A 16147-nucleotide genomic window follows, 5' to 3' on the forward strand; every position below is an offset into this window, starting at 1 on the left:
TGACGTGATGCGGCTGACGGCGCGCTCAGACGCCCATGTATTTCTGCATGTAGCGCTCGTATGCGCCGCGCCATGCCGGGCTGCCGAACGAGCCGCCGCTTTCGTGGACGATGCTCATCGGCCACGTCCCCATGCGCAGTCCGCGCGACTCGGCCTGCCGGCAGAAATCCAGGTCGTAGAAATGGAAGTCGAAGCGTTCGTCGAACGTGAGTCCGCTGGCGATCAGGCGTTCGCTGTCGGCGGCGAGCAGCAGCCCGTCGAGCAGCTTGCATTCGCGTCCGGGCGGGCCGTAGATCGACATGTTCGCGCACGGAAAGCCCTTGCCGTGACCGACGACGCCGCTCAGGTACTGCGCGTCATCGCGCGTGAAGGACGCATCGCGGAAGAACCACGACGGCTGGCCCGGCAGGCGGCGCGTATTGCCCGCCAGTCCGACGATGTCGAATTGCGTGACGGCTTCGCGGATGCGGTCCATCCAGTAGAAGTCGCACAGATGCAGATCGTCGTGCAGGAAGACGAGGATCGCCGGGTCGTTGCGGGATTGCTCGATCGCGTAGTTGTAGATCGACGAAAGACCCGCCCGGTTGTTGTCGAACAGCATCAGCTGCGGCGGGCTCGCGTGGCGAAACAGCGAAAGCGAACGGCCGAGTGCCGTCTTCTGCGAGAAGTCGTCGTAGGAGGCGCGCGTGCCGCAAACCAGGCGAATGGGCTTCATAAAAGCGGAATACAAGGAAAAGAATCGATCAGGCGCGAGGGGGCAAGGGGCAGCGCGAGCGGATGACGGCCTGCGGCGCTGCCGGCGAGCCACGCGCCGGCTTCAACGGCAACCCGACACGCAATGAGCTACCGTGACGCTATTCTGTCCGCGACGCCGTCGGGGTGATCGGTGGATCAGATGGAGTTAATGGCCGTATTTCGGCGTACTGTGGCGGGGTGTCGGGCGATGGCCGGCGGGAAGAAGCGTAGGAAAACGGCGCAAAAAAAACCGCTTTGAGCGGGTGTCGGGCAGCGGTTGCTTTTTGAACCGCCACGCATGATGCGAGTTGGCGCGCCCGGCTGGGATCGAACCAGCAACCCCTGCCTTCGGAGGGCAGTACTCTATCCATTGAGCTACGGGCGCATTTGGCAAAAACTCGGCAAAAAGCGCTGCAAAATCACTAGGTTGATGCGAAATGCGGCGCCAAAGCGAGACCGAGAGCATACCCGGTTTCGCGCTGCCCGTCCACCTCTGGCCCGTCGATGCAAGGCGTTGCGGGCCATCGAGGGGCCCCGGAAACACATGCCGCCGCGAACCGCGCATGCAATGGCACGAAATCATAGCCGTCGCGAACCCTGAAAATGTTCGCGTAAACGCCTACTGAACACTGTCCGGGCCTGCTCCCGGCGCCGAAACCTTCCGTCTATAATCGGTCGTGGCTGATCTAGAACAAGGTTGTTGCCGTCGCGCTGTACCGCTCACAATACCCACGGGAGACGAGACAAGCATGAGCGAAGCACCACACGGAGCCCCGATCAAGACCCCCGGACAGCTGATTGCCGCAGTCATCGCCGGCTTTGCTGTCCCTATCATCATCATCGTTCTGCTGGCCTATTACGTCGACAACTCGACCCGCACGGGCGCGGGCACCGACGGTCTGTCCGACGCCGCTACCGACGCACGCACCGCCCCCCTCGCCAAAGTCGATATCCGCGACGCCAACGCGCCACGCGTCTACAAGACAGGCGAGGAAGTCTACAAGGCAGTGTGCTCGGCCTGTCACGCGTCCGGTGCGGCGGGCGCGCCGAAGTTCACCAACACGGGCGACTGGGCGCCGCGTATCGCCCAAGGTTTCGATACGTTGTGGCACAACGCGCTGACGGGCAAGGGCGCGATGCCCGCGCGCGGCGGCACGAGCCCGGACGACTACAGCGACTACGAGATCGGTCTCGCCGTCGCCTACATGGCGAACAACGCGGGTGCGAAGTTCGAAGATCCGCCGAAGCCGGTGCCGGGTCAGCCCGCCGCGGCTCCGGCAGGCGCGTCGGGTGCCGCGGCTGCATCCGGCGCGCAGGCGGCTTCTGGTGCAACGCCCGCTTCGGGCATGGAGGGCGCATCGGGCGCTTCCGGTGGCGCGGGCGCACAAGCCGCCGCCGCAATGGCCGCGATGGCCAATGTGCCGCAAAGCGCAGCGCCCGCGTCAGGTGGCGCGCAGAGCGCGGATGCATCGCAGGCTGGCAAGGCGCTGTATCAGCAGGTTTGTCAGGCCTGTCACGCAGCGGGCGTGCTGAACGCGCCGAAGTTCGGCGACAAGGAAGCGTGGGCGCCGCGTCTGAAGGATCCCATCGACACCGTCTACAACTACGCACTGCACGGCAAGGGCGCGATGCCGCCAAAGGGGGGATCGAACGCCTCCGATGCCGACGTAAAGGCCGCCGTCGACTACATGGTCAATGCAGCGAAATAAGCAGCGACGATAGTTCCGGCACACAACAATCCCCGCCCTGTGCGGGGATTTTTTCTTATGCCTTCTGCAACAGCGCCTTGAGACTCGCGAGCCGGTCCTTCGGCGACATCGGCGCTTCTTCCGGCGTCGGAGGCGGTGCTTCGTCGAGCCCCATTTCGGGGATAAAGCGCGACGGCTCGCACACCACGGTCTCGCGTGCCCGCTTGCGCTTCTTGCACCAGTTCAGGTGCAGGCTGCGCTGCGCACGCGTGATAGCGACGTACATCAGGCGGCGCTCTTCCTCGATGCGCTCGTCGTCGATCGGACCATCGTCTTCCGCCCCCCCGCGATGCGGCATGATGCCTTCCTCGACGCCGACCAGAAACACGTGCGGATATTCGAGTCCCTTCGACGCGTGCACCGTCGACAGCCGCACGGCATCCGGGTCTTCATTCTTGCCTTCGAGCATCGACATCAGCGCGACCGTCTGAATCAGTCCGAGCAGGTTCTTGCCAGTATCGGCGAGACCGTCGGCGGTGTCGTAGCCCGTCTGTTCGGCGCCTGCTTCCGGCTCGGGCTTCGTGCCCTTGCGCTTGAGCCACTCCAGAAACTCCAGCACGTTTTGCCATTTCGCCTGAGCTTGACGCTCGTCGAATGCGTCGTACAGATAGGCTTCGTAGTGAATCGCCTCCATCATGTCGTTCAGCACGGAGGTAGCCGCGTCCTTGTCCGCACGATCCCGAAGACGCTGCATGAAATCGCAGAATACGCGCAGCGGCTCGACCTGACGCGCCGACAGCCGCGCCTCGATACCGCCCATGTACACCGCCTCGAACAGCGATACCTTGGCCTGTCCCGCAAACGCGCCGAGCGCTTCGAGCGTCGTATTGCCGACGCCTCGGCGCGGCGTCGTGATCGCGCGGATAAACGCGGGATCGTCGTCCGCGTTCGCGATCAGCCGCAGGTATGCGCAGATGTCCTTGATCTCGGCCTTGTCGAAGAAAGACTGGCCGCCCGACAGCACATACGGAATCCGCTCGCGCCGCAGCACCTGTTCGAAAATACGCGCCTGGAAATTGCCGCGATACAGGATCGCGTAGTCGCGGAACTGCGCGCGCCGCTCGAACTTGTGCGCCGACAGCCGGAACACGACGGACTCCGCCTCATGCTCTTCGTCGTTGCAGCCGGTGACAGTGATCGAATCGCCCATGCCGTGCTCGGACCACAGCTTCTTCTCGAACAGCTTTGGATTGTTCGCGATGACGTTGTTCGCGGCCGTCAGGATGCGCACCGTCGAGCGGTAATTCTGCTCGAGCTTGATGACGTGCAGCCTCGGAAAGTCCTTGCTGAGCTGCGCCAGATTTTCGAGCGTCGCGCCGCGCCAGCCGTAGATCGCCTGATCGTCGTCGCCCACCGCCGTGAACGCAGCGCGCGTGCCCGCCAGCAGCTTCACCAGTTCGTACTGGCACGCGTTGGTGTCCTGATACTCGTCGATCAGCAGATAGCGCAGCTTGTTCTGCCAGCGGTCGCGCACCTGCTCGTTCTGCTTGAAGAGTTCGGCGGGCAGGCGGATCAGATCGTCGAAATCGACGGCCTGATACGCGTGCAGCGTCGCGACGTAGTTTCGATAGACAATCGCCGCCTGGTGCTCGTCCTCGTTCGACGCGATCCTCATCGCCTCGTCCGGCATGACGAGGCCGTTCTTCCACAACGAGATGATCGTCTGGATCTTGCGGATGAAGCCTTTGTCCGTCGAGCCGACCTGCTCCTGGATCATGCCGAAGCAGTCGTCGGAATCCATGATCGAGAACTGCGGCTTGAGGCCGACGTGTTCCGCCTCCTGACGCAAAATCTGCACGCCGAGCGAGTGGAACGTGCACACCGTCAACTGGTTGACGGGCACCTTGCGTCCTTCCTTGCCGGGCGCGGTGAGCGTCTTGCCCTCGAGGAGCTTGCCGACGCGCTCGCGCATTTCCGCTGCGGCCTTGTTCGTGAAGGTGACGGCGGCGATATGGCGCGGCTCGAAGCCTTTGTTTTCGATCAGGTGCGCGATCTTCTGCGTGATCACGCGCGTCTTGCCGCTGCCCGCGCCCGCGAGCACGAGGCAGGGACCGTCGAGATAGCGCACCGCTTCGCTTTGGGCGGAATTCAGGCCTGCGGACATCGTGTGTGGATGAGTAATCGATTGAGGGCGCGATTCGCGCAGAACGGCCCGAGAACATGCAGCGAAACGGCGAGTGCCAGGCGGCGCGGCGGGCGGGTTGCACGGCACTTGCCGAAACCTCCGCCGACGCGCCACGCAATTGATTCCATGCGCTTTTTGCCGTTCGCGTGAGAGCCGCGATGTTAACACGAATGCCCTTTCCGATGCCCGGGCTTATGCCGTTCAGCCGATAGCAGCGAACCGCGCGCCGACGCGTGCGGCATGGCGGGAAGCGCCGCCGTGCCACAATTGCGGCGTTGCGCGCCGCCCCCGTGGCGCGCCGGTTTTGCACGGAACACGCATGTCTTCATCGCTGAAAATTGGCTTGATGGGCTACGGCTTTGCCGGCGCCACCTTTCACGCGCCGGTGATCGAACACTGCGGACGCGCCAGCGTCGCGGCAATCGCCACGGGACAACCGGACAAGGCGCGCGCCGATTATCCGGACGCGAAGATCGTCGCGGATATCGATGCGCTGCTCGGGTTGCCGGGGATCGAATGCGTCGTGATCGCGACGCCCAACGACACGCACTTCGAGCTCGCGCGCCGCACGCTCGAGGCGGACAAGCACGTGGTCGTCGACAAGCCCGTCACGCTGTCGGCGGCCGACGCGCGCACGCTTGCCGATGTCGCACAAAGCAAGGGGCTGCTGTTTGCGCCGTTCCACAACCGACGCTGGGACGGCGATTTCATGACGGTACGCGATCTGCTCGCGAGCGGCGAACTGGGCCGCGTCACGCACTTCGAATCGCACTTCGACCGGTTCCGCCCGGGCATCCGGCAGCGCTGGCGTGAAGAGGCGTCACGCGGCGGCGGCCTGCTGTTCGATCTCGGTCCGCATCTGATCGATCAGGCGCTGACGCTGTTCGGCGCGCCCGAAACCGTCTACGCGACGGTGAAGGCGTATCGCGACAATGCGAGCGCGCCGGATTACGTGCATCTGCTGCTCGGTTACGCGAATCACGAAGTCGTGCTGCACGCGAGCGCGCTGACTGCGCTCGTCGCGCCGCGCTACACGATCCACGGCACGCGCGGCAGTTACGTGAAATATGGTCTGGATACGCAGGAAGATCAGCTGAAAGCCGGCTTGCGTCCGGGCGATGCCGGTTTCGGCAGCGGCAACGACGCGGGCACGCTGCGCGTGTTGGATGGCGAGCAGGAAGTGCAGCGCGAACTGCCGACGCGCGACGGCGCTTATGCCGGCTTCTACCGTGCGCTGGCGGCGTCGATTCATGACGGCGCGCCGTTCCCCATCAGCACCCAGGATGCCGTCGACGTGATGGCGATCATCGAGCTGGCCAATCGCAGCGAGAAGGAAGGCATGCGACTGGCGTTCAAACGCGGCGCATGACGGGCGGAAAACTTTGCGCCTCCGGCTTCGCCTCGTCCTGTTCCAGGCTGGATCTTGCTCCCGCCTCTGTTGCGCCCTCGGTCGCTTCCGCAGGGCGCGAACCTTTTGTCCCGCTGATGGAGAATCATTTATGCAATTTATCGTTCGCGCGCTTGGCTGTGGTGCGCTGATTTCATCGCTTGCCGCGTGCGTGATCTCACCGTCGAAGCAGATCGCCGAATCGCACCCCTCGGCGAATCCGCACGAAATGGCCGTGCATCGACTCGAACAGGTCGACGGCCGTATCGACGACATGGGTCGTCACATCGACGCCCGTGTGAACCAGGGCCACTATCCGCCGCCCGAGGGCGCCGCGCTGCATCGCCGGCTCGACACGATCCGCCAGGAATCGCACGACATGTCCGCGCAGCACGGCGGCGGCCTCACGGGCGACGAACAACGCGTGCTGAATCAGGAACTCGATACGGCGTCGGCGGCCATCAACCGCTGATCGCAATCGCGTGCGCCTGCTGCCGCACGGCGCGTACGCCGCCTGCCGCGCGCGTCGCCTGCGGCATTTTTTTTGAAATCAGCACCGCTTTTTGCGGCTGCCAGCCGCCACCCGCGCGGGTCCGCCGCCCCGATTTGACAAGCCTCCGGGCCTCGCGTACATTCGCCGCACGCGTCGGGAGAGCGCGCCGTTTGCTGTCGTCCGTAGTCACAGCATGCAGCGCCGCCGAAGGGGCACACCCGCAAACTCTCAGGCAAAAGGACCGAACGCGTCGAAAAACCCGCTCGTCTTCCGGTCATCATGACCTCGTTCGATCGAGCCCGTTTTTCGCACTCTGGAGAGCGGCAGTAGCGCCCGTGCAGAATGCGCGCGCAAGCTGCCCACCGAAGGGGCGCGCGCCACGCCAGCCAGCACTCGCTGACGGCAGCGCAATCTCTCAGGTATCGAGGACAGAGGGGGCATGCAGTTATCGCTCGTCGACCCAAAGTGGGATCGCGAGAGGTTTCGCCGCATGGCCTTTCCTGTTTAGCGATGCCCGAGGCCCCGATGACCGAACTCAAACACACCCCGCTCCACGCCACGCACCGCGCGCTGAATGCCCGCATGGTCGACTTCGGCGGCTGGGACATGCCCGTCAATTACGGCTCGCAGATCGAAGAGCATCGCGCGGTGCGCACGGACGCCGGCATGTTCGACGTCTCCCACATGTGTGTCGTCGATTTCACGGGCGAACGCGTGCGTGCCTTCTTCGAGCGCGCGCTGGCCAATAACGTCGGCAAGCTGCAAACGGCCGGCAAGGCCCTTTACTCGTGTCTGCTGAACCCGCAAGGCGGCGTGATCGACGACCTGATCGTCTATTACTTCGGCGAAGATCATTTCCGCGTCGTCGTGAATGCCGGCACGGCTGAAAAAGACATCGCGTGGTTCAACAAGCTCAATGACGAAGAAGGCTTCGGCCTCACCATCACGCCGCGCCGCGACTACGCGATCGTCGCCGTGCAGGGCCCGAACGCGCGCGAAAAAGTCTGGGCGACGGTGCCGCATGCACGCGCCGCCAGCGAAGCGCTCAAGCCGTTCAACGCGGCGCGCGTCGCCGATACGCCGTTCGGCGAGCTGACCGTCGCGCGCACCGGCTACACGGGCGAGGACGGCTTCGAAATCATCGTCCCCGCCGCTCACGTCGAAGCACTGTGGAACGCGCTGCAGGCGCAGGGCGTGCGCCCCGCCGGTCTCGGCGCGCGCGACACGCTGCGTCTCGAAGCGGGCATGAACCTGTACGGTCAGGACATGGACGACGACGTGTCACCCCTCGACGCCGGTCTCGCGTGGACAGTCGACCTGTCCGCACCGCGCGAATTCATCGGCCGCGCGAAGCTCGAAGCGGACGGCTCGAAGCAGTCGTTCGTCGGCCTGATTCTGCACAAGGACAACGGCAAGGCGGCGGGCGTGCTGCGCGCGCATCAGAAGGTCGTCACGCCGAACGGCGAAGGCGAAATCACGAGCGGCACATTCTCGCCGACCATGCAGGAGTCGATCGCCTTTGCGCGCGTGCCGAAGGGCGTGCAGCCGGGCGACGTCGTGCACGTGCAGATCCGTGACAAGGCACTTCCAGCCAGCGTGGTTAAACTGCCATTCGTGCGCAACGGCAAAGTGCTCGTCGGCTGATCGGTCACATGATGAGCGTCACGAGACAGACACCGGACAGACACCAGACAGACACGAAAGCGCGTCGCGTGCGTCCCACCATTTAACTCAACCGAATTACCGCATAGGAGCATCCGATGAGCATCCCGGCCGATCTGAAATACACCGAATCGCACGAATGGGTCCGCACCGAAGCAGACGGCACGCTGACGGTCGGCATCACCGACCACGCGCAGGAAGCGCTCGGCGACATCGTCTTCTTCGAAGTCCAGCAACTCGGCCAGACCGTGTCGGCAGGCGACACCGTCGCCGTCATCGAATCGGTGAAGGCCGCTTCCGACATCTACGCTCCCGTTTCGGGCGAAATCATCGAAGCCAACCCGAACGTCGCCGACACGCCGGACGCCGTGAACAGCGCACCGTACGACAACTGGCTCTTCAAGATCAAGCCGGCTGACGGCGCGTCGCAGGACCGTCTGATGGACGCCGCCGCGTACGGCAAGTCGATCGGCGAATAAGTCACTTACCCACGACAGGCGCGGCGCTCGCCGCTCGCGAACGCCGCGCCGGCAGGAACACTCAATGAAGCTCGAACACCCGGATCGTCTGATGAACCGCACTCCTCTCTCGCTCGCCGCGCTCGAAGTGCACGACGCCTTCGCCGAACGGCATATCGGCCCCGATGGCGCCGATCAGCAGTCGATGCTCGAAGCCCTCGGCTTCGCATCGCGCGCCGCGTTGATGGACGCGGTGATTCCGCAGGCGATCCGCCGCCAGGATGCGCTGCCGCTCGGCCCGTTCGGCCAGCCGAAGAGCGAAGCCGAAGCGCTCGCCGCGCTGCGCGAACTCGCGGACAAGAACCAGGTGTTCCGCTCGTACATCGGCCAGGGCTACTACAACGCGCATACGCCCGCCGTCATCCTGCGCAACGTGCTCGAAAACCCGGCCTGGTACACGGCGTATACGCCGTATCAGCCGGAAATTTCGCAAGGCCGACTCGAAGCGCTGCTGAACTTTCAGCAGATGATCGTCGACCTGACAGGCCTCGCGATCTCCAACGCTTCGCTGCTCGACGAAGCAACGGCCGCCGCCGAAGCGATGACGCTGCTGCAACGCGTCGGCAAGCCGAAGTCGAATATCTTCTACGTGGCAGACGACGTGCTGCCGCAAACCATCGAAGTCGTGAAGACACGGGCGCTGCCCGTCGGCATCGAAGTGAAGGTCGGTCCGGCTGCGCAAGCGGCGACGTCGAACGCTTTCGGCGTGCTGTTGCAATATCCGGGCGTGAACGGCGATGTGCGCGACTACCGCGCGCTCGCTGACGCGGTTCACGCCGCGGGCGGCCACGTGGTCGCCGCCGCCGACCTGCTCGCGCTGACCGTGCTCACGCCGCCGGGCGAGTGGGGCGCGGACGTGGCCGTCGGCAACTCGCAGCGCTTCGGGGTGCCCGTCGGCTTCGGCGGCCCGCACGCTGCCTATCTCGCCGTGCGCGACGAATTCAAGCGTCAGATGCCGGGCCGTCTCGTCGGCGTCACCGTCGATGCGCAAGGCAACTCCGCGCTGCGTCTCGCACTGCAAACGCGCGAACAGCACATCCGCCGCGAAAAGGCGACGTCGAACGTGTGTACGGCGCAGGCGCTGCTCGCAATCATGGCCAGCATGTACGCCGTTTATCACGGCCCGCGCGGCCTGAAGACGATCGCGCAGCGCGTGAACCGCATTGCCGCGCTGCTCGCGCAAGGCGCGAAGCAGCTCGGCTATACGCTCGTCAACGAGACCTTCTTCGACACCCTCACGTTCGAAACGGGTCCGCGCACGCAGGCGCTGCACGACGCCGCGACGGCGAAGCGCATCAACCTGCGTCGCGTGAGCGAAACGCGCGTCGGCCTGTCGATCGACGAAACGACGACGCGCGCCGACCTCGCCGATCTGCTCGCCGCTTTCGCGCAAGCTGCGTTTGTCGACGCGGCGCCGCAAATCGACGAACTCGATGCGCAGCTCGGCCAGTCGAACACGTTCCCGGCGACGCTCGAACGCCAAAGCGCGTACCTGACGCATCACGTGTTCAACCGTCACCATTCGGAAACGGAAATGCTGCGCTATCTGCGCAGCCTCTCGGACAAGGATCTCGCGCTCGACCGCTCGATGATCCCGCTCGGCTCGTGCACGATGAAGCTGAACGCGACGTCGGAAATGCTGCCCGTCACGTGGCCCGAGTTCGGCCAGATTCATCCGTTTGCGCCCGCCGAGCAAACCGTCGGCTACCGCGAAATGATCGACCAGCTCGAACAGATGCTGGTCGCCGCAACCGGTTACGCGGCCGTGTCGCTGCAGCCGAATGCCGGCTCGCAAGGCGAGTACGCCGGCCTGTTGATCATTCACGCCTATCACGAGTCGCGCGCCGAGGGTCATCGCAATGTGTGCCTGATTCCCGCTTCGGCGCACGGCACGAACCCGGCATCGGCGCAGATGGCGGGCATGCAGGTCGTCGTCGTCGCGTGCGATGCGCAAGGCAACGTCGATATCGAAGACCTGAAGAAGAAGGCCGCGCAGCACGCGGAAAAACTTGCGGCGATCATGATCACGTACCCGTCGACGCACGGCGTGTTCGAGCAGAACGTCCGCGAAGTCTGCGAGATCGTGCATGCGCACGGCGGCCAGGTGTATGTGGACGGCGCGAACATGAACGCGATGGTGGGTCTCGCGGCGCCCGGCCAGTTCGGCGGCGACGTCTCGCACCTCAACCTGCACAAGACGTTCTGCATTCCGCACGGCGGCGGCGGGCCGGGTGTCGGCCCTGTCGCTGTCGGCGCGCATCTGGCGAAGTTCCTGCCCAATCAGACGTCGACGGGCTATGAGCGCGATGTGAACGGCATCGGCGCCGTTTCCGCTGCGCCGTACGGATCGGCGTCGATCCTGCCGATCTCGTGGATGTACATCGCGATGATGGGCGCAAAGAACCTGACGGCCGCGACCGAGACCGCGATCCTCAACGCGAACTACGTCGCGAACAAGCTCGCGCCGCATTACCCGGTGCTGTACTCGGGCCCGGGCGGACTCGTCGCGCACGAGTGCATTCTCGATCTGCGTCCCATCAAGGAAACGAGCGGCATTTCGGTGGACGACGTCGCGAAGCGTCTGATGGACTACGGCTTCCACGCGCCGACGATGAGCTTCCCCGTGCCGGGCACGCTGATGGTCGAGCCGACCGAATCGGAATCGAAGGAAGAGCTGGATCGTTTCATTGAAGCGATGATCGCGATTCGCAACGAAATCCGCGACGTCGAGGAAGGCCGCAGCGACCGCGAGGACAATCCGCTGAAGCACGCGCCGCACACGGCGGCCGTCGTCGTCGCGAACGAATGGAAGCATGGCTATACGCGCGAAACGGCGGCGTATCCGCTGCCCACCCTCGTCGCGAAGAAATACTGGCCGCCCGTCGGCCGTGCCGACAACGCGTATGGCGACCGCAATCTGTTCTGCTCGTGCGTGCCCGTAGCCGATTACGAGTAACGCAGTCGCGTCCGCCGCTCAGTGGACCGATGCAACAGCAGACATGACAAAACCCGGTGACGATCGACTCGTCACCGGGTTTTTTCTTTGCATCGCGACGGCACCCGTCAGCCGTGCAGCGGATCTTTCTCGAGCAGCAGATGAAACTGGATGGTACACAGCTCGAGCAGTTCGTCGCGCGTGACGTCCTTGAGCTTTATCCTGTCCATGTTGATCTCGGTCGGCGTCGTATTCGACTGGTTCTGATTCCAGAACTCGCGCAGCCTGCCGTCGATCGCGTGCTCGGCGCGCACGATCCTGTAACCGGTCTCGTTGCAGAACTTCACGATCTCGCTCAGCGTAAAGAAGCGGATATGCGTGATGTCGAGCAGGCCAGCGGCAGCATAGGTCCATTTGCCCTTGCTCAGATCGTCCATCAACATCAGGTTGCGCACGTTGGGAATGCTCAAAACGAGCTGGCCCGTCGGCGACATGTACGGCCGTAGTTTCACCATCACGTCCCACGGGTTGTACATGTGTTCGAGCACATCGGCGAGCAGTACGCCGTCGAGCGTGCCCTTCGCGATGCCTTCGCGCTCGAGGTCGAAATCTTCGAACTTGCCGACCAGCACCCGGTCGATCTTGCTGCTCGCCACTTGTGCGGCAGCGCGGTTCATCTCGATGCCCCACACCCGGCTCGACGGAAAACGCTGCTTGATCAGCGCGGCCGTGCTGCCCGCCGCGCAGCCGATATCGATCACGGTGGAAGGATTGTTCGAATACATCGCGACCAGATTCGGCCGGCCCGGCGTGTGATAGCCCTCGGCGATCTCGCCCGACTCGACGTCCAGATACTGCTGCCATACGTAGCGCTGGCCGCGCGGCGCAAGTCCCGCGGCGGCGCTGGCGAGTGCCTGCGCGACGCGCACCGACGCCATGCCGTCGCCGTCGTTATGGTTATAGTGCGCGGCGCGTTTCTGACCCAGTTGCACCAGACCGGCGCGCAACGCGTGATCCGTCAGGATCTGGTGGAGCGCCGACGCGAGCTCATGCGCCTCGACTTCCACCACGCCCGTTTCCGCTTCGAAACACGGGCCCATCAGCATACCCGCCGTGTTCATCAGATTGACGACGGGCGTGTGCGCGAGCATGCCTTCGACCAGATAGTTCGAATCGACGGCGACCAGTACGTCGGCGCCCGCGGCGAAAAGTTCAGTGTCGTCGCTGGCGTAGAAATAGCCGTCGGCCGCCGCACCCAGCTTCATCAGAATTTCTGCGCAACGGGTCGAGCCAAACGCCGCATTCGACGGGCGATCCTTGATTACCGCATTGAACCGCACGCCCGCCTTCTTCAAGCTTTCGCATGCGCCCATGAACGCGCGCACCGACGCGTCGTAAATGTCTTCGATGCAGTGTGCGCTCAGATTCGCGGCCCATGTCGTGCCGAACACGATGAGCGGCAACTCCGCTTTGAGCCCGTATTTCGTGTTGAGTTGCGCACGGCACGCCGGCTTCTGCTTGCGCAGCGTCGCATAGCAATCCCACGCCGGATTGCCCGCGGCGATCAGCCTGTCCACGGCGACACCCAGATCGCGATAGCCTTCCATGCCGCGCTGACCGTACACGACGAGCTTGTCGGCGATCAGTTCATTGTGCACGGTGTATGGATCGATGAGCGCGATCGAATGGGCGAGATGCACGGTCGGAATGCCTTTGGCGCGAGCCCATGCCGTCGCCGTCTTGCCGGCACGCATCATGTCCTCGTTGGTCGCCAGCAGGGCGATGTCGTATTGCTCGGCCGCGCGCTTCAGGCACTCGAGCAACTGCACGGTGGCGGGCAGATCGCCCCGCACGCTTTCGAACACGATGGGACGAAGCTTGTCGGAAGCTTCGGCAGTGAAGCCGCACAACTCCGGCTGCTGCTGAATGTGGCGTTCGAACGTGCTCAACAGGCGCTGCGTCTCTTCGCTCACCGTCTGCTGCGCGCCCGCATCCTGCGCGAAACCGTCGAGCGAAACGAGCGTGCAACCCGTTTCCGCGATCGCGGCCTGCATCTGCGGCGAAAGCGAAGGCAGCGACGCGATCACCGTCATCGGTTCGTGCATCTGCAGAAACTGCTGGAGCGCGCCGAAATGCTTGCCCCACAGCAGACTGATAATGGCCTTCTGTTTCATCGCTGGCCCTCACTGAAAATGCCGAAGTATCGGGACAGCAGCACCCGCACCAGGTTGTACTCCGCTCCGACGGTCACGTCGGTGCCTTCCTTGTATTTGTCCGCGATACCCGCTGACCAGCTGCGCGCAATTTCGGTCGCCTTTTGGTCAAGCGCGTTGCTGACAAGCCATGTCGACAGTTCGCGCAACATCTCGGGCGACACCGCGCCGCGCAACTCGACGTTCGGAAAGCGCGTAAGCAGCGTCTGGAACAGCAGGAACATAAAGTGACGGCTGCGCAGCGGCTTGAGCAGTTTGTCGAGTTCCGCGCACATCGTCTCCGGCGCGAGCGGCAGCCACTTCGCGAGATTGGCGACGTCGAGCGAATCGAGCGCCGCGTTGCGCGCGGCCATGTCGGCTGCGAAGCGGGCGTTGGCTGCGGGATCGGCGTAGTTGTCGAGCACGACGAACATGCGGCCGGCGATCTTCGGCGCGAGATGCGCGACGATCGATTCTTCGAGGAACAGTCCGAGATCGAACAGTCCCTTGTCGCGCGCGAACCATGACAGCGTGCGCTTCCAGCTCGCCTTCTGTTCGAGCGACGAATAGAGCAGCCAGTTCGTGTTGCCGCCGCCGAGGAAGGCGCCGTATGGCACGACCGTCTGCATCGCGAACCCTTGCGCATCGGCGAACTCGACCAGCTCGGCAATGCTTGCACGCGACATGTACAGTCCGAACTTGCCCGCTTCATCCGTGGCGCGCAGTGCTTCGGGCCATTGCGATTTGTCCGCCCCATAGGCGGCGACGGCGTGGTCCTGCGTGTGGATGTCGAAAATGATCCTGCCGCCGGGCCGCACGACGCGCTTCCATTCGAGCAGCGCTTCGCGCCAGTTCGGGAAATGCACGAGCACGTTCAGCGACACGGCGCAATCGAACGAAGCGTCGCCGCACGGCAGGCGCTCCACATCGCCCACCTGCAGGCGAATCGGTGCGCCGTTCGCAAGACGGCGGGTCTCGTCTAGCATCGCCTGCGAGCTGTCGACGCCCATCACGTCGTAGCCGTCGGCGACGAGGGGCAACGCGGCCCGGCCCGTGCCGACGCCGATGTCGATGATCTGCGGCCCGCGCGCGTAACGCCGGATCGCATTGATTTCGATCGCGTTCTTCAGCAGGTTGGTGGTCTCGCTCTGGACCATCCGGCTCGAATACCAGTTCACCATGCCGGGATCTTTCCAGGCATCGGTTTTCCACTGGATCAGATCCTTGCGCCCCTGCGATCCAGCGAAGTTTTCAGGTTGTGCACTCATTTCAGAACGTCCCAGTTAAGCGGCGTGCCGCGTTTGATCGGTGCGCGCGCCGTCATGCCGATGACCGTCTCGAGATGCTTCGGCGCCATGCCGAGTCCGGGCCGGATCGCGCGGATGTGGTCGCGCGTCAGCGTTTCGCCCGCGCCGACGTCCTTGACCACATACAACGAGCGGCGGAAGACCATCGACTTGCGCTCCTGTTCGTTGGTCCCATAGGCTGGTTGGCCGAGCGCCTGCCATGCGCGCTCGGTTTCCGTCACCAGCGCGCGCATTTCTTCAGGCTCCAGCGAGAACGCGGAGTCGACGCCGCCATCGGCGCGGCGCAGCGTGAAGTGCTTTTCGACGACCGTCGCGCCGAGTGCGATCGCGGCGACAGCGGCACCCACGCCCATCGTGTGATCCGACAGGCCGACCTGGCAGCCGAACAGATCGCGCATATGCGGAATCGTGCGAATGTTGCTGTGTTCGGGCGTCGCCGGATACGAGCTCGTGCATTTGAGCAGGATCAGATCCTCGCAACCGGCCCCGCGGGCGGCGCGCACGGCCTCATCGAGTTCCGCGACGGACGCCATGCCCGTGGAGATGATCATCGGTTTGCCCGTCGCGGCGACGCGCCGGATCAGCGGCAAATCGGTGTTTTCGAAGCTGGCGATCTTGTAGGCGGGCACATCGAGCGTTTCGAGAAAATCGACAGCCGTTTCGTCGAACGGCGTCGAGAACGCGAGCATGCCGAGCCGCTTCGCATGGTCGAAGAGCGGCTTGTGCCATTCCCACGGCGTATAAGCTTCCTGATACAGCGCGTAAAGCGATTTGCCCGCCCACAGGCTGTTTTCTTCGCCGATATGGAACTCGCCTTCGTTGAGATCGAGCGTCATCGTGTCGGGCGTATAGGTCTGCAGCTTCAGCGCATGCGCGCCGCTGGCTGCCGCCGCCTCGACGATGTCCAGCGCCCGTTCCAGCGACTGGTTGTGATTGCCGGACATCTCCGCGATCACGAATGGCTGGCTGCCTGGACCTACGGTCCGGTTGGCGATTCTGATTTCTTTCATCGGTTGTTTCCTCACGCCGTCCCGCGTCTTCCGTT

11 protein-coding genes, 1 tRNA gene and 2 riboswitches are annotated in these 16147 nt (G+C 64.0%); of the genes, 6 read left to right on the forward strand and 6 right to left on the reverse strand.

The features are described from left to right. Positions 1–25: 25 nt before the first annotated feature. The gene (locus BPHY_RS15270; protein WP_012402346.1) at positions 26–715 is read right to left on the reverse strand and encodes a glycosyltransferase family 2 protein; all 690 of its coding nucleotides are present in this window, start codon (positions 713–715) and stop codon (positions 26–28) included. 329 nt (positions 716–1044) lie between these two features. Then, positions 1045–1120 (reverse strand) — tRNA-Arg (locus BPHY_RS15275). A gap of 364 nt (positions 1121–1484) precedes the next feature. Between BPHY_RS15275 and BPHY_RS15280 the strand changes: the two genes are divergently transcribed. After that, positions 1485–2444 carry a c-type cytochrome gene (locus tag BPHY_RS15280; protein ID WP_012402347.1) on the forward strand — a complete coding sequence of 320 codons (960 nt, stop codon included), beginning with the start codon at positions 1485–1487 and terminating at the stop codon, positions 2442–2444. Between the two features lie 55 nt (positions 2445–2499). Here the strand turns inward: BPHY_RS15280 and BPHY_RS15285 are convergent, their stop codons facing one another. Then, on the reverse strand, positions 2500–4587 hold the full coding sequence (locus BPHY_RS15285) for a UvrD-helicase domain-containing protein (protein ID WP_041763641.1): 2088 nt from the start codon (positions 4585–4587) through the stop codon (positions 2500–2502). 340 nt (positions 4588–4927) lie between these two features. Here BPHY_RS15285 and BPHY_RS15290 point away from each other — a divergent pair, with 340 nt between their 5' ends. From BPHY_RS15290 to gcvP, 5 genes are all read left to right on the forward strand, one after another. Further along, on the forward strand, positions 4928–5977 hold the full coding sequence (locus tag BPHY_RS15290) for an oxidoreductase (RefSeq protein ID WP_012402349.1): 1050 nt from the start codon (positions 4928–4930) through the stop codon (positions 5975–5977). A 130-nt stretch (positions 5978–6107) separates the two neighbouring features. Beyond that, positions 6108–6467, forward strand: a complete 360-nt coding sequence (locus tag BPHY_RS15295) for a hypothetical protein (RefSeq protein WP_012402350.1) — start codon at positions 6108–6110, stop codon at positions 6465–6467. 166 nt (positions 6468–6633) lie between these two features. Next, a riboswitch (glycine riboswitch) is annotated at positions 6634–6742 on the forward strand. 49 nt (positions 6743–6791) lie between these two features. Further along, positions 6792–6930: riboswitch (glycine riboswitch) on the forward strand. 83 nt (positions 6931–7013) lie between these two features. Then, positions 7014–8132, forward strand: a complete 1119-nt coding sequence (gene gcvT / locus BPHY_RS15305) for a glycine cleavage system aminomethyltransferase GcvT (RefSeq protein ID WP_012402351.1) — start codon at positions 7014–7016, stop codon at positions 8130–8132. Positions 8133–8248: 116 nt separating this feature from the next. Continuing rightward, positions 8249–8629: a glycine cleavage system protein GcvH gene (gene gcvH / locus BPHY_RS15310; protein ID WP_012402352.1), complete on the forward strand. Its 381-nt coding sequence runs from the start codon at positions 8249–8251 to the stop codon at positions 8627–8629. A gap of 64 nt (positions 8630–8693) precedes the next feature. Next, positions 8694–11624 (forward strand): aminomethyl-transferring glycine dehydrogenase, encoded by a 2931-nt coding sequence (gene gcvP / locus BPHY_RS15315; protein WP_012402353.1) that lies wholly within the window; start codon positions 8694–8696, stop codon positions 11622–11624. Positions 11625–11731: 107 nt separating this feature from the next. Here gcvP and BPHY_RS15320 read toward each other — a convergent pair whose 3' ends face one another. From BPHY_RS15320 to pseI, 3 genes are read right to left on the reverse strand one after another with little or no spacing between them, the layout of a single operon-like run. Then, positions 11732–13777, reverse strand: a complete 2046-nt coding sequence (locus BPHY_RS15320; RefSeq protein ID WP_012402354.1) for a class I SAM-dependent methyltransferase — start codon at positions 13775–13777, stop codon at positions 11732–11734. Next, complete coding sequence (locus tag BPHY_RS15325; RefSeq protein WP_012402355.1) at positions 13774–15063, reverse strand: class I SAM-dependent methyltransferase; 1290 nt, start codon at positions 15061–15063, stop codon at positions 13774–13776. The genes BPHY_RS15320 and BPHY_RS15325 overlap by 4 nt, the downstream gene beginning before the upstream one ends. After that, complete coding sequence (gene pseI / locus BPHY_RS15330; protein WP_012402356.1) at positions 15060–16112, reverse strand: pseudaminic acid synthase; 1053 nt, start codon at positions 16110–16112, stop codon at positions 15060–15062. Before pseI ends, BPHY_RS15325 begins: the two co-directional genes overlap by 4 nt. Between the last annotated feature and the right edge of the window lie 35 nt (positions 16113–16147).

Source organism: Paraburkholderia phymatum STM815 (assembly GCF_000020045.1).
Lineage (GTDB): Bacteria > Pseudomonadota > Gammaproteobacteria > Burkholderiales > Burkholderiaceae > Paraburkholderia > Paraburkholderia phymatum.